Source organism: Longimicrobiaceae bacterium, assembly GCA_036375715.1.
Taxonomy (GTDB): Bacteria; Gemmatimonadota; Gemmatimonadetes; order Longimicrobiales; family Longimicrobiaceae; genus DASVBS01.
Window position 1 is genome coordinate 42,988 of record DASVBS010000064.1, and the last position, 19,043, is coordinate 62,030.

A 19,043-nucleotide genomic window follows, 5' to 3' on the forward strand; every position below is an offset into this window, starting at 1 on the left:
ATACCCCTCCTGTCGGATCCGTGCCACGGCATCGACGCCACAGAACGGCCCCCGCGCGTAGGCAAAGCGGCACAAGCGCGGAGATAGTTCGCAAACTTCCGTTCAGAGGGCGCTGAGGTGGGAGGGTATGCGACCTGCTTGAGCAGCGCGCTGGCTCAGCCGCCGCGGGTCGGCCGCGGGGCGAGCAGCTGCTACCTACCTCGCAGTACCCATTCGGCTCCAGGTCCACACGGCTCCAGGCCCTTCGACCGACTCGGCTCGAGTCGACGATTCCCTACCCCGATCGCTCCGAGGACTGCTTTGGCCGATCTCTCAAGGTTTCGACAGCGACCTACCTCCGCATTACTCCCGCTGGCCACCTGCCATTTCCTGATCGTCGTCCTTCTCTGCACCGGGTGCAGCGGGGCCCAGAGCGGGGTTCCCTCCCCCTCGCCCGAAGAGATTCCCTCGCTCGAGGCGGAGCTGGCGCGGAGACAGAACGAGGTTGCGACGAAGGTGCGGCTGGGCGCGGCGTACCGGGCGGCCGGTCGGCCCGATCGCGCGCTCGCGCTGCTGCAGGAGGCACAGAAGCAGGATCCGCAGAACGGCGGGGCGGTGCTCTTCCTCGGCCTGACCCTGGAAGACCTCGGCGAGTTTGCGCGGGCCCGCGAGCTCTACCAGGCGTACCTGGCGCTGGGCGATCCCTCGCCCCTTCGCGCCCGCGTGGAGCGACGCCTCCCGCTGCTGGCGCGGCGAGAGCTGCAGGCGGCGGTCGCGCGCGCGATCGCGGGTGAGGTAGCGCTCGCGGAGGCCCCTCCCCGGCCGGGAACCGTAGCGGTCTTCCCCTTCTACCTGGCGAGCTCCGACACGGCGCTGAGCCCGCTCTCCCTCGCCATGGCGGAGATGCTCATCACCGACCTCTCCCAGACGGAGCGGCTCATCGTGCTGGAGCGCACCAGGGTGCAGTTCCTCCTCGACGAGCTGGGTCTCGAGGGCGCCGGGCTGGTCGCCCCGGAGACCGCGGCTCGCGGCGGTCGCCTGCTCGGGGCGGAGCGGCTCGTTCAGGGGACGCTGGGGGGTGGCGGTGAAGCGGAGATCCGCTTCGACGCCGCCCTGGTGAGCGCAACGTCGGGGGAGGCTGGGATGGAGCAGGGACAGGGGCCGGCCTACGCGGCATCCGCGCCCGGCAATGTCGTGCACATCACCGAGGAGGACGCTCTCCCGCGCCTGTTCGACCTCGAGAAGCGGCTCGCCCTGCGGATCTTCGACGCCATGGGCATCGAGCTCACCCCGGCCGAGCGGGAGCGGGTGAACCGCCGTCCCACCGAGAACCTGCAGGCGCTGCTCGCCTACGGCCGGGGTCTGCGTGCGGCCGACGCCGGCGACTTCAGGGCCGCCGCCCTCCAATTCCGGGAGGCGCTGAGGCTGGACCCCAACTTCACAGCCGCCCGGATGCGGGCCGAGGAGGCGGAAAGACTCGCCATCGCCAGCCTGGAGACCACCAACGACCTGGCCGAAGCAGGCGCTTTCGAGACCCGGCTGCCGGTGGCCTTTGGACCTCTCGACCTGTTCGTCCCCGGCGTGGGTCCGCGCGACCCCGCCCAGGAGATCATGGGCACGGAAGGCTTCGAGCCCGCCACTGTCGTCGAGGTGATCATCAATCGGCCGGGAGGTCTCTGATGAGCAAGTTCGCGATCCGGCGGATCGGGACGCTTCTCAGCGCTGTCACGATAGTTGTCACGGCAGGGCTTCCGGGCGGGAACGTGGCCGCAGCTCAGCTCCCCTCGGCTGGAATCGACGCCGGGATCGGCGCGGGGATCAATTTCGAGAGCTACGACTTCTCCAGCGCCGAAGCGGTGGGCATGGAGCGGCTCTCGCTGCGCACCATCCCGCTCACTGCCGGGCTCCGTCCGGCCCGCTGGCTGACCCTGGAGGTAGCCGGCGCCCACGCGACCGGCGTGCTGCGCCGTGCGGATGGTAGCGACTCGGAGATCAGTGGCTTCACCGACACCGAGGTGCGCGCCACGGTGCCGTTCGGCTCGGGAAAGACCACCTTTTCGCTCACCGGGCTCGTGGTGCTCCCGACCGGAGTGGAGTCGCAGAGCCCGGACGAGGTGGCGGTCGCAGGGGTCGTCGCGGCCGACCTGCTCCCCCTGCGTATCTCCAGCTGGGGGGGCGGCGCGGGTTACGCCTTGAGCGCCGCAGCCGCGCGTTCGATCGGCGACTTCAACGTGGGGCTGAGCGCCGGCTACCGCGTCGCCAGCGAGTACGACCCGCTGGACGAAGGCTCGTTCACCTTCCGCCCCGGCAATGAGCTGCGCCTGCGCGCGGCGATCGATCGGAACGTCCGTGGCCAGTCCAAGGCTTCGCTCTACGCCACCCTGTTCACCTATGATCGCGATCGGCTGAACGGGGCGAACCTGTATGACTCCGGCAATCGCATTCAGGTCGTCGGATCGTACGCCTTCCCGCTGGGGATGGCCGGCTCCGCGATCGCCTATGCGGGGGTGATGCACCGCGCTCGGGGGAATGTCGTGGATCCCCTGCGCGTGGGAGCGATCACCACCACCGCCGATCTCCCCTCTCAGCAGCTCTACCTGCTTGGAGGCGGCAGCCGCCTTCCTCTCGGCCGGCACCGCCTTCTTCCATCCGTTGATATCCGGGTGTTCCGCCGCGAGGACGGCATCGGCCAGGGCTACGTCCTGGGTCTCGGGACTGCCGCCGAGCTGCGCCTGAGCGGGTTCAACTCCGAGGTGACGGCTTCGGTGGACCGGGGTGTCGTGCTGGTGCCGTCGATCACCTTTCGCTTCGGAGAGCTGATGCTGAGCGACGATCGGGACAGCCGTCTCACCGGGCTGCAGATCGGCATGGCGATCCGCGGAGGTGCCCGATGAGTCTCGGTTCTCGCCGGTGGTTGGTCACGGCGACGCTCTGCTTCGCGGCAATGGCCTGCGATTCCGGTCTGTTCGTCGAACCGGCCGAGGACGCACCCGCCATCCGGATCTCCTACTCGCTCTCCGAAGCAGCGCGCATCATTGCCGGGGGAGGAGCGGCGGCGTTCGAGGCAGCGGATGGCGTACGCATCCGTGTGCTGCGCGAGGAGGCGGCGGTGCTCGATACGCTGGTCTCCTTCACTCCGGCCGAGGAGACACGCATCGGGCTCCAGCTCCCCTCCTCGGCCGCAGGCCCAGCCGTCGTGGAGGTCGGGATCCTCAACGGGGAGGATCTTCTGTTTCACGGGACCGCTTCGGCGGATCTCGCCCGGGGAGCAACGACCCCGATCGAGATCAGCCTGGGGCCCGTGCCGCATCACGTCGAGATCGATCGCGCCGTCCAGCGGATCGAGCTCGGAGATACCCTGTTCCTCACGGGCTCTCCGGCCTTCGCCACCGGGCACGCGATCGCGGGCGAGCTGTCGTGGTCGGCGAATCCGGACGGCCTCGTGGAGCTCGACCGCACCTCCGGACGGCTGATCGCAAAGCAGGAGGGCGCGACCCGCATCACCGGCACCTTCGGGGGCCTCAGCGACACGATGACGATCACCATCCGGTCCGAGGTGGCGAGCGTGTCGCTGTCGGTCGCCCAAGAGATCGAGGTCGGCGAGACGACTCAGGCTGAGGTGGAGGTCTTCGACAAGCGCGGCAACCTACTTGACCGAACCGTCGAGTGGAGCAGCTCCAACACCGGGGTGGCCACCGTGGACGCAGCCGGCCTGGTTCGCGGGCTCTCCGCGGGCGAGACACGCCTCTCGGTGAGTGCCGAGGGCAAGAGCGACAGCGCGCCGCTTCGCGTGGTGGAGCCGTGCGTGCCCGCCCCTCCGCCGCTGGAAGAGAATGGATTCCGGGTCTCCGGCGTGGTCGCGCGGGCGGCGGGATTGCTGGTGGATGTCGTCCTGAACCCAATCCTGGTCGATGGCCGACCGGTGAGAGGGCTGACCGCGGAGAACTTCCAGGTATATGAGGACGAGTGCGTGCGGCCCTTCACGGTGACGACGTCGGAGGGTGCGGTGGGCGTGGACCTGGTTTTCATCCAGGACCTCTCCGGTTCGATGGGCGGGGCGATCACCGGTGTGCGCAACAGCGTGATCTCCTTCGCCGAGCAACTGGTCGAGCGGGGGCTGGATATCCGGATCGGGTCGGTGGGCTACTCCGGACCCTCCACCATCCCCAGCACGCCCGCGGGAAGTCCCGATGAGTTCCTCGGGCCGGTTCAGGACCTCACCACCCCCGAGGTCTTCCGCAAGCACGTCGAGGCCGAATGGGTGGCCACGGGCGGTGGAGATGCGCCGGAGAATGGGCTGGAGGCGATCGAGTACGCCCACCGGATGCTCTCCTGGAGGCCTGGCGCCACCCGGGTGATGATCCTGATCACGGACATCAGCCTTCACTGGAGCGGGTCGTTCTGCGGCTGTTCCGACCAGACCATCGAGAGCATCGCCGAGTTGATCGGAGAGAGCACCGTGGTGCACTCGGTTGCGCCCGCGATCGAGGAGATTCGTACTGCCGACGGAGGGGTCGATCCATGGGTGCTCGCCGACGCGACCGGCGGCGTGCGGCTCGTTCTCAACCCCAACGGCACGGTCGACCTGAACGCCCTCGACATCGAGTCGGTGCTGGCCGAGACGATCCGCCTGACCTTCGAGTCGGCCAGCGAGGCGAACGTGCCGCACGACTTGCGGGTGCGGGTGACGCTACCGGGCGGGGTTCAGTCCGAGTTCGTCGCGGACGGGGTGCGGTACGATCCGCTTGCGCCGGAACTGAAGACGGCACGGATACCGCGGCGGTAGGGTTGGAGTACCCGCCTCAACTTCGCATCAGCCGATCCAACGACCGGTACTGAATCGCCTCCGCCACATGATGGGGCCGGATGTCCGGCGTGCCCTCGAGATCAGCAATGGTCCGAGCGATCTTCAGGATCCGATGGTAGGCCCGCGCCGAGAAGCCTAGCCGGTTGATGGCGCCTCTCAGAAGCCTCTCACTCGCCTCACCGATGGGGCAGAACTCGCGGATCTCCCGCGGCCGCATGTGGGCATTCGCGAAGAGGCCCCGCCGGCCATTGAACCTCTGCCGCTGGATCTCCCGCGCGGCGGTCACCCGCGCCCGGACCGCCTCCGACGGCTCTCCCAGGCGCTGATCCGATAGATCCCGGTAGCGCACCGCCGGAACCTCGACGTGCAGGTCGATGCGGTCGAGCAGCGGCCCGGAGATGCGGGAGAGGTAGCGCTGCACCACCGGAGGAGGACACTTGCACGCCCGTGTCGCGTCGCCGTGAAAACCGCAGGGACAGGGATTCATCGCGGCGGCCAGCATGAAGCGCGCGGGATAGGTGAGGCTGAAGTTCGCCCGCACGATGGTCACCTCCGACTCCTCCAGCGGCTGCCGGAGCACCTCCAGCACGTTGCGGCGGAACTCCGGCAGTTCGTCCATGAACAGGACGCCGTGGTGCGCGAGCGACACCTCCCCGGGCTTGGGAATGGTCCCACCGCCGATCAGCCCCGCGTCGGAGATGGTGTGGTGCGGCGCGCGGAAGGGGCGGAGCTGGACCAGCGGACAGGCGGGCTCGAGCAGGCCGGCGACGGAGTGGATCTTGGTGGTCTCGAGCGCCTCCTCCAGCGTCAGCGGCGGGAGGATCGTCGGGATGCGGCGCGCGAGCAGGGTCTTGCCCGACCCGGGCGGCCCGACCATCAGGACATTGTGCCCTCCAGCCGCCGCCATCTCCAGCGCCCGCTTGACGTGCTCTTGCCCCTTCACGTCCGCGAAGTCCACCGGGAAGACCGGAGGTGCGCTCGTGTACCGCGCGGCGGAGCCCGCCACGGTGGCAAGGTCTCCGCTACCGTCCAGGAAGCGGGCTACCTCGAGCAGGGTTCCGGCGCTCCGCACCTCGATCCCGTCCACCACCGCCGCCTCGGCCACGTTCTCCGCGGGCAGGACCAGCCCGCGCAACCCGGCCTCGCGCGTGGCCACCGCCACCGGCAGCGCACCGCGCACCGGTCTCAGCCGCCCGTCGAGCCCCAACTCTCCCAGGAGCACATACTCCCGCAGACGTAAACCGGAGATCTGGCGCGTCCCCGCCACGATGCCGATGGCGATCGGCAGGTCGAAGGCGCTCCCCTCCTTGCGCACGTCCGCGGGCGCCAGGTTGACCGTGATCCGCCGCGGGGGCAGGAGGAAACCGCTGTTCTTGATGGCCGCCACCACCCGGTCCTTTCCCTCTCGCACCGCCCCCTGCGCCAGGCCGACGGTGGCAAAGTTCGGCAGCCCGTTGGCCACATCGGCCTCGACGCTGACGATGTAAGCGTCGATCCCCAGAACGGCGCCGGACAGAGCGCGTGCAAGCACAACCGGGCGGGTGCGAGACTGGACTTCGATGCCCCGAACGGAGCGGTGGTCGAACCTTATACCACCATACCGACCCCGAATGGAGCGATGGAAGCCGTCGTTTCCCGCCCAACGAATCAGGGGGCGCGATGACACAAACGTCGCGCCCCCTGAAAGCAGCTTCGCCGCACCCCCCTACATCACCGTGAACTGCAGCATCATCCCCTTGTAGGTGTGGGGCTCGCCGTCCGCCCCGGGAACGGGACAGAGGATCGCGTACTCTCCGGGCGTGAAGTCGACGGTGAAGGTGCCACTCTGCCCCGGCGCGATCGCCGAAATGCCGCCCAGGAACTCAGCCGGCGGCGGCCCCTGCATGTTGTGGATCCAATTGTTGACGTCCTGCACCGTTTTCCCGGGAGCGAGGCGAGCGACCACCACCTCGTGCGGTTCCGTGGACGTGGTCTCGTTGACCGCCCGGATGGTATGCTTGCCGGCAGTGACCTCCCGATTCATCTGGAAGGCATAGTCGCGCAGCGTGACTTCGACGTCGGCGGCAGGCTCGGCTCCGGCGCTGGGACCGTCGCGCACCGTGATCTCTTTCACCATCCCCTTGAACACGTGCGGAACGCCGTCCGGCGAGGGCACGAGGCAGATCAGCGCATACTCACCCGGAGTGAGCTGCACGGTCGCGTTCGACGACGCTCCGGGCATGGGGGCATTCGGGCCTCCGGCCCACGTGGCAATGCCGTCGATCGGCCGCCCATCACGCAGTGCGGCCACCAGCTCCGTCACCGTCCTTCCCTCCTCCAGCCGGAGCAGGGTCAGGTGATGCGCTTCCGCCCCGTGGTTCGCAAGGTGGAAGGTGACCCAGCCGGGATCCAGCTCATCGGGCGATTCGAAGGAGTAGTCGACGGCGCCGACCTCTACTACCTGCGGCTCGGATGCGGACGCGGAGCTGGCGCTCGCGGCGGATGTATCTTCCGCGGAGCCACCCGCGGAGTCGGCCTGGCCACAAGCACAGACGAGCACCGGCACGGCCAGCAGAACGGCGAAGCGGGAGGTTCGGGACATGGCGGGATCGCGGAGAGAGGTGATGGAATTGGCCAGCGCAGGCCAGCGAGAGCAGTAGCAGCCTCCCCGGAGCGGCCTGCACGCGCAGGCGAGCGGCCTCGCCTGCGCGGTCAGGGAGTGCCGCCGTGGGGCCCGGAGCACAACACCTTCGACGTGGCCAATAGTGGCCGGCTACACGCCCATCAGGCAAGAACTTCGATTGCCCCGGGCCACCCTCACTCTATCGTATCTTCTCGCTCGCTCGTATCCCCCTCCACACCCGCGGCATCCTCTTCACCTCCGACATCCACCGCCTCACCCAGGGCATCCTCCGCCTTCAAGGCCTCCTCCGCACCCACTGCATCCTCCTCACCCCCCACGTCCCTGGGAATCAACACGCGCACCCGCGTCCCCCGCCCCGCGACAGACTCCGCCACCACTTCCCCACCCCACGACTCCACCATCCGCCGAACGATCGCCAGGCCCAGGCCGGTTCCGCTGGTGCGGGTAGAGAAATGCGGCTCGAAGACCCGGGTGAGCAGCTCGGGAGGAATCCCCTCGCCGGTATCGGCCACGGCGATCTCCACCCGATCGTGCTCCGCCCCGTTGACGGAAACGCGGATCTCGCCGCTCTCCCCCACCGCCTCGCGGGCATTCTCCAGCAGGTTGACGAGCACCTCCTTCAGCTCGCCCCGGCGGGCGATCCCCCGCACCCTGTGCGAGGCATCCACCTCCAGGGAGTACTGGATCCCCTCCCCCGCCCCGCGATAGAGGGTGAGCGTTTCCTCCACCACGCTCGCCACGTCGATCGACTCCAGCCGATCCGCCGTGCTGTCCGGTGTCCCGAAGCGCGAGAAGGCGCGGGCGATCTCCCCCAGTCGATCGATCTCCATCAGGATCGATTCGACGTTGCGATCCAGGATCTCGTCGTAGTCCGGGCGCCGGTCGCGGTACGCGCGACGCAGGTGCTGCACCGCCAGCTTGATCGGCGTCAGCGGGTTCTTGATCTCGTGCGCCACCTGCCGCGCCATCTCTCCCCAGGCCAGCACGCGCGCGCTGCGGATCTCCCCGGTCACGTCCTCGAGCGCCACCACCGCGCCGCCCGGTCCGTCTCCGGAGGTCAGCCGCCGCATACGCAGCCGCAGGATGCGCCCCTCGACCTCGAGCTCCACCGCCTCCTCCGTCTCCTGCGAGCGCCAGAAGCGGTCGAGCGCCTCCCCCACCGCCCGCAGAGGAGCCGAGGTGCGCGGCAGAGGCTGGCCGACTTCGAGCGGTGCGCCCAGGATCTCGGCCGCCCTCGGGTTGACCATCTCCACATCGGCATCGGCGTCCAGCGCGAGCACACCTGTCGCCGCTTCGGCGACGATCGTCTCGGTTCGCCGCGTCTCGCGAATCAGAGCCGCTCGAGCGCTGCGGAGACGCGTCGCCATGCGGTTGAACGAGCGGTAGACGCTGCCGAACTCGTCGGGGCGGCTCTCCGGCAGCTGCACTTGGAGGTTGCCCGAACCGATGGTGGCCGCCGCCTGACTGAGCTCGTCGATGGGTCGGGTGAGCGCCCGCCCCACGAGCAGGGAGAGGAACACTGAGAGCGCCGCGCCCACCAGCGACAGCAGCAGCGCGATGTCGCGGAACTGGGTCTGGCGCCGCGCGATGTCATCACGCGCAAGCGCGATGGGCGCCGCCAGCACGACGTCACCTTCCAGGCGACGGTAGCCCACCAGGTACTCGTTCTGACCCAGCCGGCGGCGGTCGACCTCCTCGAGGTCGTCGCCTCCCGCGAACGCCAGGTAGACCGAGGGCGGCAGCCAGGTGTCGAAGAGCCCCAGCTCGAGGATCTCCGGCGCCGGGGCCACCTCCAGCGTGCCGCGACGATACAGAAGGAGGTCCGCACCCACCTCCTCCACCACGTTCCACAGCGGAGTCCCCGGGGAGATCTCGTCGACCGTCTGCTCCAGGGTGCTGCGCGCGAACGCTTCGGCGGAGAGGATCACCTCCCGCGCCACCGCGCTGTACGCCACAGCGCTGAAGATTCCCGCGGGAAGCAGGAAGAAGGCGAACAGCGTGAGCGTGAGACGGCTGCGGAAGGAGCGCAGCCGCTCGGGCCGCAGAACGGGAAGGTCTCCCAGGTCGCGGGATATCAGGCGCGCGGTCAGCCACATCAGGAAGAGCACGCCGAGCAGCGCGGTGGTCAGGAGCACACCGCGGATCAGGAGCATCGGCAGGGAGGAGGTCCGCACTACCAGGTGCGCGTGCATCCAGCCCGACGGGTACCGCGCGGGGGCCTCGCTCCGCCACCCGTTCTCGGTCGGATGCCACTCGACCCGCCTTCGCGAAGCATCCTCGGCCACGAGGCTGTCGGCGGCAGGGGTGTCGCTCGGGACCAGATACAGCGACGAAACCGCCGCGCCGGGCTCGCTGCCTCCCTCCTGGTGGAGGAACCGCGCAAGCGCCGTCGCCCCGGCAAGCCGGCTGCGCGGGGGCACCGCCACGGACAGCGTCCGCCCGCCGGGGAGCGGAACGAGGAGGAGGTAATGCAGCCCCTCCACGCGGGTGTGCAGCTGAACGACGGGGGCATCCAACCCACGGTGGCGCTCCACCATCATGCGCACCACGGAGGGCAGGGTGTCGGTGAGTTGCGTCAGCCGCAGCTCGTTCAGGGCCGTCCCATTCTGCCAGATGGTGAGGCGCGCCTCGTACCCCTCTTCCGCCAGCCGGCTTTCGATCCAGCTGTGATAGAGAAGATTGACCCCCGTTTCTCCTTCCGCCGCGAAGTCCTGTGCCTTCTCCGCGAAAACGCGGAGCCGGAAATCGAGATACGGGTTGGCCTCGGTGCCGAGTCGGGAGAGCTCGCGCTCCTCCGCGTTGCGGAGCTTGGCCTCCACGTGCCAGGTCCAGAGCGTCGGCAGCACGCAACTCGACGCGACCAGTCCAGCCACAAGCCACGCCCTGAGAGGGCGATAGCGCGCAGACAGGTGTGGCAGAGCGAGGGCGAACGCGACGTAGGGTAGTGCCCAGAGCGAGCTCCACAGGGCGGATGGGCTCTGCGGCCCTGCCCGGAGCGCCAGCACGACCGCGAGTGCCGCGCATGCAGCAACTCCAGCGATCAGCAGCGTCGCGGGACGCACCCTGGAGAGATGTCGCCTGCGTGAATGCAGGAGCAGCAGGAAGAGCGGCAGGGAGGTCAGCAGGACCCCGGCGAGCTGCAGATAGAAACCGCCGGCGGGTCGCGCGGCGAGGATCGCGCCGGTCGAAACGCGCAGAAGCCGAAGCACGGCGGGCAGGAGGATCGCTACCGCAATGGCCTGACCCCACCAGGGGATCCGGAAGCGCCTGAAGCGGCCTCCGCCCGCGCGTGTCAGCAACCAGATCGAGCCGCTCGTGAGGACCAGCAGCAGCACTCCCAGGCTGACGTCCCAGGGGAGCCGCGGCAGCACGAACTGGGAGGGAGAGAAAAGCGTCTCCGTCCGCGACATCGGCCCCAGCGGCATCATCAGCAGCGCCACCGTGATCAGGCCTACCGGCAGGCCGGGATACGGCATGCGCCGACGGTACCAGCGCAGCGCGAGCAGGCCCATGGCGAGCAGGAGGAAACCCGCAACCTCCCAGCGCCCCCGCTCCTGCACTCTGCTCCACCAGTAGGACTGCGAGAGGGCGGTGAAGCAGGCGCTGAGGATGGCCCGATCGAGCGACCAGTCCCAGATGGACGGACACACCGCCCGGTTCGGGTAGGTGAACACGGGCAGGACGCCGTGGCGTTCCTCGAAGCGAGCAGCGAAGGGGGTCTCGCCCCCCTCGGTCTCGAGGCTCGCCTCGAGCAGCACCGCGGCCACCGCCGTTCCACCGTCCCGGAGCGGGTAGACGAAGTAGAGGTAGCTGAACAGCGGCCCCTCGTAGAAGACGTAGGGGCTGCTGCCGCGCTGCACGGCGACGGGAATCTGTCCGCGGTGTTCTCCCGCCCAGGCGACCGATACCCCGCGACGATCGAAGATGGCCAGTGCCGAGAGGTTCTCCGCGCGCCGGATCAGCTCCAGGCGGCTGAACAGCCGGGTAGAGTCCGCGATCTCTCCAGCCTGGAGCTCGCGCGACAGTGCGGCCACCGCCCGGTCGCCGTGGGTGACGAGCCCGTCCAGCTCCATGTTGAGCGCCCGCGCGGCGCGGGCCTCGATCTCCCGCTGCAGCTCTGGCCAGCGTGTGGCTACCTCGCGCAGGCGCAGGTGCACCGAGAAGCCGACCACGGTTGCGAGCCACAGCGCCGCCACGATGATCCAGCGGCGACGCCCTTCGCCGCGCACCGACCAGGTCCAGGCCGCCGCCCCGAGCGCACCTGCCAGCAGGGCGAACAGCGATAGCTGCGAAAGCCAGAAGGAAACCGCGAGGACACACCCCCACCCGCCGATCCAGCCGAGAATCTCACGTGGATTCGGATGGCCCGTAGCTTGCGCCCGGGCGGCTGCGTCTCCTCCACCCAGACGGGTCGTCATGGTTCGCTCACCAAATCCATTCCTGCTGACGGAGCTCTCGTGGAAGGAGGTGGAGAGGCACCTCCAGCGCGACCGCCGTCTGCTGGTACCGATCGGCGTGTGCGACCAGTATGGACCTCACCTCCCCATCGGCGCGAGCACGATCGTCGCCGAGGCCGTCACCGGCGAGCTGTCCCGCGAATTCGGCATCCTCCTGGCTCCCACCTTCCCCGTGGGCGTGAACCTCGCCGCCGACCGCCCCTTCCCGGGCACTGCCGGAGCGCAGGAAAAGACCCTGCACCGCCTCCTGAACGACGTGCTGGCCGCGTGGGAAGACAGCGGATTCGAAGAATTCATCCTGGTCACCGCGCACGATTACGATCCCCATATCGAAGCGCTGGCCAGCGTGTCGGGAACGCGCGCCCGCGTTCGCGTGATCGAAGTCCTGGGAATCGACTTTTCGGAGTTCCTGGATGGGCGCGTGGAACCACAGCACGGCGGGGAAGTGCTCACTTCTCTGATGCTCTACCTTCGTCCCGACAAAGTCAACCTCGCGCAGGCACAGGACTTCGATCCCCCGAATCCGCACGGCGAGCCGTGGCGGATCGACCATCTCCCCCCGAGCAGCTCCGGCTCGGTCGGTTATCCCTCGCGCGCCACGGCGGAAAAGGGCCGGCTGATCTTCGAGCACATTCTCTCCCGGATCCGGACCAAGGTCCTCCTCGGCGAAACGATTTCCGAGTCCGGGCGCTGAAACCCCGCCCCTGGAGCGGGGTACCCTGACCGCACGAACCATCAAGCGGAAAGGACCATGCAGCTCGGCGCGAAGCTCTGTGCGCTGCTCGTCGCGGGCTCGACGCTCGCGGCATCGACAGCGTCTGCCCAGGTCGGGGCGAACGACTCCGGCTCCTTCGAAGTCCAGGTCGGCGGTCGCACGGTAGGAACGGAGGAGTTCGAAATCCGGCAATCCGGCGCGGGCAGCGGTGCCGAGATCATTGCGACCGGTCGCGTGAACCTCACCCTGCCCACCGGGACCCTCGATCTCACGACCCGCCTGGAGACCTCGGGGTTCCAGGCGCAGCCCGTCTCTTACGAAGTCACCGTCGGCGGAAGCTCTCCTCGCAAGGTCGTCGGCACCATCGGCGGCGGCCGGGTCAGCGCTCGCATCGCCACCCCCTCGGGGGAGCAGATGAGAGAATATGTGGCCAGCTCGGGCGCGATCGTGCTCGATGACGCGGTGGCGCATCACTATTACTTCCTCGCTCGACGCGTGCGTAGCGGGAAGGTCCCCATCATCGTCCCGCGTGATAACCGCCAGGTGATGGCGACGGTGCAGGATGTCGGCGCGGAGAGCGTCGAGATCAACGGGGTCACCGTTCCCCTCTATCATCTCGAGATCCAGCCGGACGGCGCAGAGGTGAGACACGTCTGGGTCGATGACCTGGGCAGGGTGATCCGGGTGGAGATTCCTTCCACCGGCTACGTCGCCGTTCGGACGGAGCTACCGGCGTGAGCGAGCTCATGGCCTCCGTTCCTCCAGAGGAGGCAACCGCCTCGGCTCCCCTTCTGGCGCGCGTCCGCGCTACGTTCGTCGCTCCGCGGCGTCTCTTCAGCACCTTCTCCGACCGGCCTCCGTGGGTGGATGCGCTCGGCCTGGCAACCTTCGTGGCGGCGGTGGCGGCCGCCGCGGAGCCGGCCGAGTACTATCTCGGTCAGATGGAGAACCCCGTCGACCGCCGCGGGGTCCCGGTCGAGATCACCTCCTCGCCGCAGCAGATCGTCCTGTGGGGCCGCGTGATGGCGATGCTGAGCGCGATTGCCGGTCACCCGATGCTGGCCCTCGCGGGCGGCGGGGTGCTGCTCCTGCTCTTCGGGGTTCTCGCCCGGGGAGGGGGATCGTTCCGCCAGTACCTGGCCGTGGCATCACATGCGCTGCTCATCCTTTCGGCGGGCATGCTCGTCACGAATGTGGTGCGTCTCGCCCTCGACGCACCCACCTTGCTTCCCAATGTCGGCGTGCTGCTCGGTCTTCCGGCTTCCGGGCTCGCCGGGGCAACCCTGCAGGGAGTCAATCTCTTCACGTTGTGGATGTTCGGAGTCATGGGCGCGGGCGCCGCGGCGATCGGCGGCCGGGTCACGACTCTCAGCGCCACGGCGTTGTTGTGGGCGGCCTATCTGCTCCTGAACGTGATCAGAGCGCTCGTCTTCGGCGCCTGAAGGCGATACCGCAGACGACTATTGCAGGGCAATCCGATAATTGTGAGATTGGACTGTTTCGCCCGCGCGGTCGCGCCCGCCTGAAACCTTTGTCCGGCGGTACCCGTAGTCGGTGCCGACACCGGAGCCCTTCTCTTCCTCGCAGTCCCGTTGCACACATAGGAGCGAACCGTGAACGGATCCCTGGCCCGCCGGCCTCTGTCGGCGTCCCTCTTGGTCGTTCTCGCAGCGATGGCCTGGCTCGGCCTTCCCGCAGAAGGCGCCGCGCAACAGCCCGCGCCTACCGAGCTATCGCTGGATCAGGCGATCCGGATCGCTCGTGAGAACAACCCGACCTTCCTGCAGCAGACGAACGACGTCGCGGTGGCGCGCTCCTCGGTTCGAGCCGCCTACGGAGAGCTGCTCCCCAGCCTCACCGCCAGCAACAGTTACGGCTACACCGCCGCCGGCGAGGCGCGCTACAATACGATCGAGTTCGGGCGGCAGCCGGAGAGCTATTCGTCGAGCTACTCTCTGAACATGGGGTTGAACCTCAGTGGCTCGACCCTCTTGCAGCCGTCCGTCCAGCGCGCTCAGAAGCGGGCGACCGAGCGACAGGTAGAAGGTGCCGCCGCCTCGCTGGATGCGCAGGTCACACAGCAGTACCTGACCGTGCTGCAGGCGAGGGAGCTGGTGGCCCAGGCCGAGCAGGAGGTGGCCCGCACGGCCGAGCACGTCCGTCTGGCCGAAGCCAGGCTGGAGGTGGGCGCGGGCACTCCGCTCGACGTTCAGCGAGCGCAGGTCCAGCACGGCCAGGCAGAGGTGAACCTCGTCCAGGCGCGCAATACCGCCGACGTCGAAGCGATCACGCTGGGGCGGCTGCTTGGAACGCCGCTCGACCCCGAGGTGCAGCTCACCACCAACTTCTCCGTCTTCGAGCCCAACTGGTCGGCGGAGGAGCTGGTTCAGATCGCCCTGCAGAGCAATCCCTCGCTCCTTGCCGCCGAGGCCAGTGCCGCGGCTGCCCGCACGAGCGTACGGGCGGCTCGTACGGCGTACCTGCCGAGCCTGAACTTCAACGTAGGCCTTTCCGGCTTCGTCTACGAAGCGGGCAACGTCAACGCGCTGGTGGGGCAGCAGATAGCCGGGCTCGAACAGCAGTTCAACAACTGCCAGATCAACAACGATCTGATGGCGCTGATCGGCCGACCCGGGCAGAACTGCGACATCTTCAATCCGAACGATCCGGCAGTGGTGGCTGGCATCCGCCGGAACCTCGAGGCCCAGAACCGCGGCTGGCCGTTCGACTACCAGCGCCAGCCGTTGAACGCCTCCGTGTCGATTTCGATTCCGATCTTCACGGGTTTCAGCCGCCAGCTTCAGGTCGACCAGGCCAAGGCAGCAGCGGCGGACGCGCGTCATAGCGTGCGCGAAGAGAGCCTGCGCCTCCGACAGGAGGTCGCGGCGGCGGTGCGGAACCTCGAGACCGCCTATGAGACCGCGCGGCTGCAGGAACAGGTAGTGGCAAGCGCCACCGAGGAGCTGCGGTTGGCACAGGAGCGGTTCCGCTTCGGAGCGGCGAACTCCATCGAGGTCACAGACGCGCAGGCGAACCTGGCGCAGGCGGAACAGGCTCGCATCGACGCGATCTACAACTTCCACAAGACCCTGGCGGCGCTCGAGGCGCTGATCGGGCGACCTCTCAGGTAAAGATGAACAAACGCGGCAAGATGATCGGGGCCACGATCGCAGCTCTGGCGATCGTCGGCCTCGCCGGAGTGGGGATCGCGTCGCAGCGCGAATCGGCCATCGAGGTCCGTACCGAAACGGTGCAGCGACGCGACCTGGTCTCGGTGGTCACCGCCAGCGGAGTGATCCAGCCCAAGCGCAAGGTGGACATCTCCGCCGACGTGTCGGGCCGCGTTGTCGAGCTTGCGGTGGTGGAAGGACAGGTGGTGGAGCGGGGCGACCTCCTGCTCCGGATCGATCCCACGACTTTCGAGGCGGCGGTACGGAGGGCGGAGGCGATGGTCGCCCAGGCGCGGGCACAGGAGGCCCAGGCGCGCGCGAACCTGCTGCAGGCCACCAGCGCGGCGGAGCGGGCGGAGCGGCTTGCCAGTGGCGATCGACTGATCTCGGAGCAGGAACTGGAGCAGGCCCGAACGCAGCAGCGAGTGGCCGAAGCCCAGTACGAGGCGGCTCGCTACGGGGTCCTGCAGGCCACCGCCTCGCTGAACGAGGCACAGGAGGCGTTGCGGAAGACGACCATCGTCTCGCCCATGACCGGTCGGGTCACGCGCCTGAACATCGAGGAGGGTGAGACGGCCATCGTCGGCACCATGAACAACCCGGGCTCGCTGCTCCTGACCGTGGCCGACCTGGGAGAGATGGAGGCCTCGGTAAAGGTGGACGAGACCGATGTGCCGCACATCTCCATCGGAGATAGCGCCGTCGTCCGCATCGATGCCTTCCCGAACAAGACCTTCTCCGGGAAAGTGACCCAGATCGCCAACAGCGCCATTCAGGGGCAGGGTGCGATGTCGGGTGCGGCGACGACCCAGCAGAATCAGTCGGTCGACTTCGAGGTGGTGATCACACTCGACAATCCTCCCGAGTCGCTCCGACCGGATCTCTCGGCCACCGCGGAGATCATCACTGAAACCCGCCAGATGGCGCTTTCGGTGCCGATCATCTCCGTGACCGTACGGGATCCTGACGGCAAGAAGTTCAACGTCGCCGAGGACGCTGCCGCGGCCCCGAGCGGCGCCGCCGCTGGGCCCGCCCAGCGCGAGAGAGAGGTCGAGGGAGTATTCGTTCTCGACGGCGGCACCGCCAAGTGGGTGCCCATCGAGATCGGAATCGCGGGGAACCAATACTTCGAGGTCCTGGACGGGCTGACAGGCGGCGAGGTGGTGATCGCCGGGCCCTATGCGGCGGTGCGCGACCTCGAGGCCGGCGCGGCGGTGCGGACCACCACTCCCCCGCCGCCCGCCAAGACCACGCAGGAGGAAACGTGAACGGTCGCAGTGTGACGAACTCGCCTCGCGGGTCGACCGACGCAGTCATCGTAACCCGCAACCTGCAGAAGAACTACGTGCTCGGTGCCGAAACGGTCCGCGCGCTACGCGGCGTGGATCTGACCATCAATCGGAACGAGTACGTGGCGATCATGGGGCCGTCGGGATCGGGCAAATCCACGCTGATGAACCTGATCGGCTGTCTCGACACCCCGACCGCCGGTGAGTACATCCTGAACGGACATGCGGTGAGCGGGTTGTCGGACGATGAGCTGGCGCGCATCCGAAACCGCGAGATCGGCTTCGTCTTCCAGACCTTCAACCTGCTCCCTCGCTCCTCCGCGCTCGAGAACGTGGAGCTACCGCTGGTCTATGCGGGCGTGCCGAAGAGCGAGCGTAAGGAGCGGGCGGCCGAGGCGCTCAGGGCGGTGGAGCTGTCCGATCGCATGGGCCATCGTCCCAACGAGTTGTCCGGTGGTCAGAGGCAGCGGGTGGCGATTGCACGGGCGCTCGTGACGCGGCCGTCGATCATCCTGGCGGACGAGCCCACCGGAAACCTGGACAGCCACACGTCTGAGGAGATCATGACGCTGTTCGGCCGCCTCCACGCGGAAGGGCAGACGATCATCATGGTCACTCACGAGATGGACATCGCCGCGCATGCCGAGCGGCTGGTGACGCTGCGGGACGGCGTGATCGAGAGCGACACCCCACAGGAGCCCCGTGGAAGCGTAGGCAATCTGGCACTCTCCGAGGCCTGATCGATGAACCTGCTGGAGGCCGTCGGAACGGCGCTGACGATGATTCGCGCGCACAAGCTGCGCGCCTTCTTCACCGTACTGGGCACGATGATGGGCGTCACCTTCCTCATTGCGGTGGTGACGCTCATCACCGGCATGGACGCCTACATGAAGGAGGACTTCGCCGGGAAGGTCTACGGCTTCAACAGCGTCATGCTGCGGCAACGCCCCTCCGTCGTCATGAACGTCGACGAGGAGACCTGGCGCGCCTGGCAGCGGCGGCCTCGGCTGACCTTCGACGACGCGGAGTGGCTGGAAGAACGGATCCAGACCCCGGGAATTCTCTCCGTGAGCTCGGAGGGAGGCGGGCAGATCGAGGGCCCGGATGGAAGGCTGCTCGAGAACGTGCGGATCGTCGGCGTGTCCGCCAGCTACTTCCGCGCGCGGGACATGGACGTCGAGCTGGGACGCGTCTTCTCCGAGAACGAAGCGGATCGCGGGGTCCCGCTGGTGGTGATCGGACAGGACGTCGCGGACAAGCTCTTCGAGGGTCTGAACCCTCTTGACCGAACCATCCGGATCTACGGCTTCCCCTATCGAATCATCGGGGTGCTGGAGAAACAGGGCTCCCTCTTCGGGTTCTCGCTCGACAACGTGGTGATGGCGCCGGCCAAGTCCCGCGTGAACGGCTACCTGAACGGAGTAAACGAGGTCGACGAGATCAGCCTGAAGGTGCCCGAGGCCCGCCTGGTGGCGCCCGCCACCGCCGAGTTGGAAGGGCTGATGCGCCAGCGCCACCGGCTTCGTCCCGGCGAGCCGAACACCTTCGAGGTGGAGACCGCCGAACAGAGCCTCGCCTTCTGGACCCGAATCTCGCAGTACATGATGATCGCCCTCCCGGGACTGGTAGGGATTTCGTTGGTGGTGGGGGCGGTGGTGATCATGAACATCATGCTGGTCGTGGTCACCGAGCGGACGAGGGAGATCGGCCTGCGCAAGTCTCTGGGAGCGCGGCGTCGCGACATCCTCGCCCAGTTCATGGTCGAAGCGGGGACCCTCTCCGGGATGGGCGGAGCGATCGGTATCGGCATCGGCATCGGGCTCGCGGCGCTGGTCGAGATGATGTCACCCGTGCCCGCGCGCGTCTCGCCCCTCTCCATCGTGCTGGGAATCCTGCTGGGCGTAGGGGTCGGTCTGGTCGCCGGCGTCTACCCCGCCTACCGCGCGTCGCGTCTGGATCCGATCGTGGCGCTCAGGCATGAGTGAGACGGCGGGGGAGGATGA

Annotated in this window: 13 protein-coding genes; 10 read left to right on the forward strand and 3 right to left on the reverse strand. The window is 68.1% G+C overall.

The genetic code is table 11. The features are described from left to right. Positions 1–300 precede the first annotated feature (300 nt). Genes VF167_13300 through VF167_13310 form a run of 3 tightly spaced genes read left to right on the forward strand, consistent with a single transcriptional unit; the run spans position 301 to position 4,765 of the window. Entirely contained in the window at positions 301–1,659 is a 1,359-nt protein-coding gene (locus VF167_13300; GenBank protein HEX6926391.1) for a tetratricopeptide repeat protein, read from the forward strand. After that, positions 1,659–2,873: a hypothetical protein gene (locus VF167_13305; protein ID HEX6926392.1), complete on the forward strand. Its 1,215-nt coding sequence runs from the start codon at positions 1,659–1,661 to the stop codon at positions 2,871–2,873. The genes VF167_13300 and VF167_13305 overlap by 1 nt, the downstream gene beginning before the upstream one ends. Continuing rightward, positions 2,870–4,765 carry an Ig-like domain-containing protein gene (locus VF167_13310; GenBank protein HEX6926393.1) on the forward strand — a complete coding sequence of 632 codons (1,896 nt, stop codon included), beginning with the start codon at positions 2,870–2,872 and terminating at the stop codon, positions 4,763–4,765. Before VF167_13305 ends, VF167_13310 begins: the two co-directional genes overlap by 4 nt. A gap of 16 nt (positions 4,766–4,781) precedes the next feature. Here VF167_13310 and VF167_13315 read toward each other — a convergent pair whose 3' ends face one another. The 3 genes from VF167_13315 to VF167_13325 form a co-directional block, all read right to left on the reverse strand. Further along, a complete protein-coding gene (locus VF167_13315) occupies positions 4,782–6,317 on the reverse strand; it encodes a YifB family Mg chelatase-like AAA ATPase (protein ID HEX6926394.1) in 1,536 nt (511 codons plus the stop codon). 174 nt (positions 6,318–6,491) lie between these two features. Beyond that, positions 6,492–7,367 carry a hypothetical protein gene (locus VF167_13320; protein HEX6926395.1) on the reverse strand — a complete coding sequence of 292 codons (876 nt, stop codon included), beginning with the start codon at positions 7,365–7,367 and terminating at the stop codon, positions 6,492–6,494. Between the two features lie 215 nt (positions 7,368–7,582). Then, on the reverse strand, positions 7,583–11,827 hold the full coding sequence (locus tag VF167_13325; protein ID HEX6926396.1) for an ATP-binding protein: 4,245 nt from the start codon (positions 11,825–11,827) through the stop codon (positions 7,583–7,585). Between VF167_13325 and VF167_13330 the strand changes: the two genes are divergently transcribed. The 7 genes from VF167_13330 to VF167_13360 all read left to right on the forward strand — a co-directional run bounded on the left by VF167_13330 (position 11,826) and on the right by VF167_13360 (position 19,025). Continuing rightward, positions 11,826–12,560 carry a creatininase family protein gene (locus VF167_13330; protein ID HEX6926397.1) on the forward strand — a complete coding sequence of 245 codons (735 nt, stop codon included), beginning with the start codon at positions 11,826–11,828 and terminating at the stop codon, positions 12,558–12,560. The genes VF167_13325 and VF167_13330 overlap by 2 nt on opposite strands. A 57-nt stretch (positions 12,561–12,617) precedes the next feature. Next, positions 12,618–13,319 (forward strand): hypothetical protein, encoded by a 702-nt coding sequence (locus tag VF167_13335; protein HEX6926398.1) that lies wholly within the window; start codon positions 12,618–12,620, stop codon positions 13,317–13,319. Then, on the forward strand, positions 13,316–14,023 hold the full coding sequence (locus VF167_13340; protein ID HEX6926399.1) for a hypothetical protein: 708 nt from the start codon (positions 13,316–13,318) through the stop codon (positions 14,021–14,023). The genes VF167_13335 and VF167_13340 overlap by 4 nt, the downstream gene beginning before the upstream one ends. 171 nt (positions 14,024–14,194) lie before the next feature. Next, on the forward strand, positions 14,195–15,712 hold the full coding sequence (locus VF167_13345) for a TolC family protein (GenBank protein ID HEX6926400.1): 1,518 nt from the start codon (positions 14,195–14,197) through the stop codon (positions 15,710–15,712). 2 nt (positions 15,713–15,714) lie between these two features. Continuing rightward, complete coding sequence (locus VF167_13350) at positions 15,715–17,019, forward strand: efflux RND transporter periplasmic adaptor subunit (protein HEX6926401.1); 1,305 nt, start codon at positions 15,715–15,717, stop codon at positions 17,017–17,019. After that, positions 17,016–17,780, forward strand: a complete 765-nt coding sequence (locus VF167_13355) for an ABC transporter ATP-binding protein (GenBank protein HEX6926402.1) — start codon at positions 17,016–17,018, stop codon at positions 17,778–17,780. Before VF167_13350 ends, VF167_13355 begins: the two co-directional genes overlap by 4 nt. Before the next feature lie 3 nt (positions 17,781–17,783). Next, entirely contained in the window at positions 17,784–19,025 is a 1,242-nt protein-coding gene (locus VF167_13360; GenBank protein ID HEX6926403.1) for an ABC transporter permease, read from the forward strand. The last annotated feature ends 18 nt before the right edge of the window (positions 19,026–19,043 follow it).

Excerpts from the sequence above, each read along its gene's own strand:
- VF167_13305 (HEX6926392.1), top strand. The coding sequence starts at position 1,659 with ATGAGCAAGTTCGCGATCCGGCGGATCGGGACGCTTCTCAGCGCTGTC.
- VF167_13310 (HEX6926393.1), top strand. The coding sequence starts at position 2,870 with ATGAGTCTCGGTTCTCGCCGGTGGTTGGTCACGGCGACGCTCTGCTTC.
- VF167_13320 (HEX6926395.1), bottom strand. The coding sequence starts at position 7,367 with ATGTCCCGAACCTCCCGCTTCGCCGTTCTGCTGGCCGTGCCGGTGCTC.
- VF167_13330 (HEX6926397.1), top strand. The coding sequence starts at position 11,826 with ATGGTTCGCTCACCAAATCCATTCCTGCTGACGGAGCTCTCGTGGAAG.
- VF167_13325 (HEX6926396.1), bottom strand. The coding sequence starts at position 11,827 with ATGACGACCCGTCTGGGTGGAGGAGACGCAGCCGCCCGGGCGCAAGCT.
- VF167_13335 (HEX6926398.1), top strand. The coding sequence starts at position 12,618 with ATGCAGCTCGGCGCGAAGCTCTGTGCGCTGCTCGTCGCGGGCTCGACG.
- VF167_13350 (HEX6926401.1), top strand. The coding sequence starts at position 15,715 with ATGAACAAACGCGGCAAGATGATCGGGGCCACGATCGCAGCTCTGGCG.
- VF167_13360 (HEX6926403.1), top strand. The coding sequence starts at position 17,784 with ATGAACCTGCTGGAGGCCGTCGGAACGGCGCTGACGATGATTCGCGCG.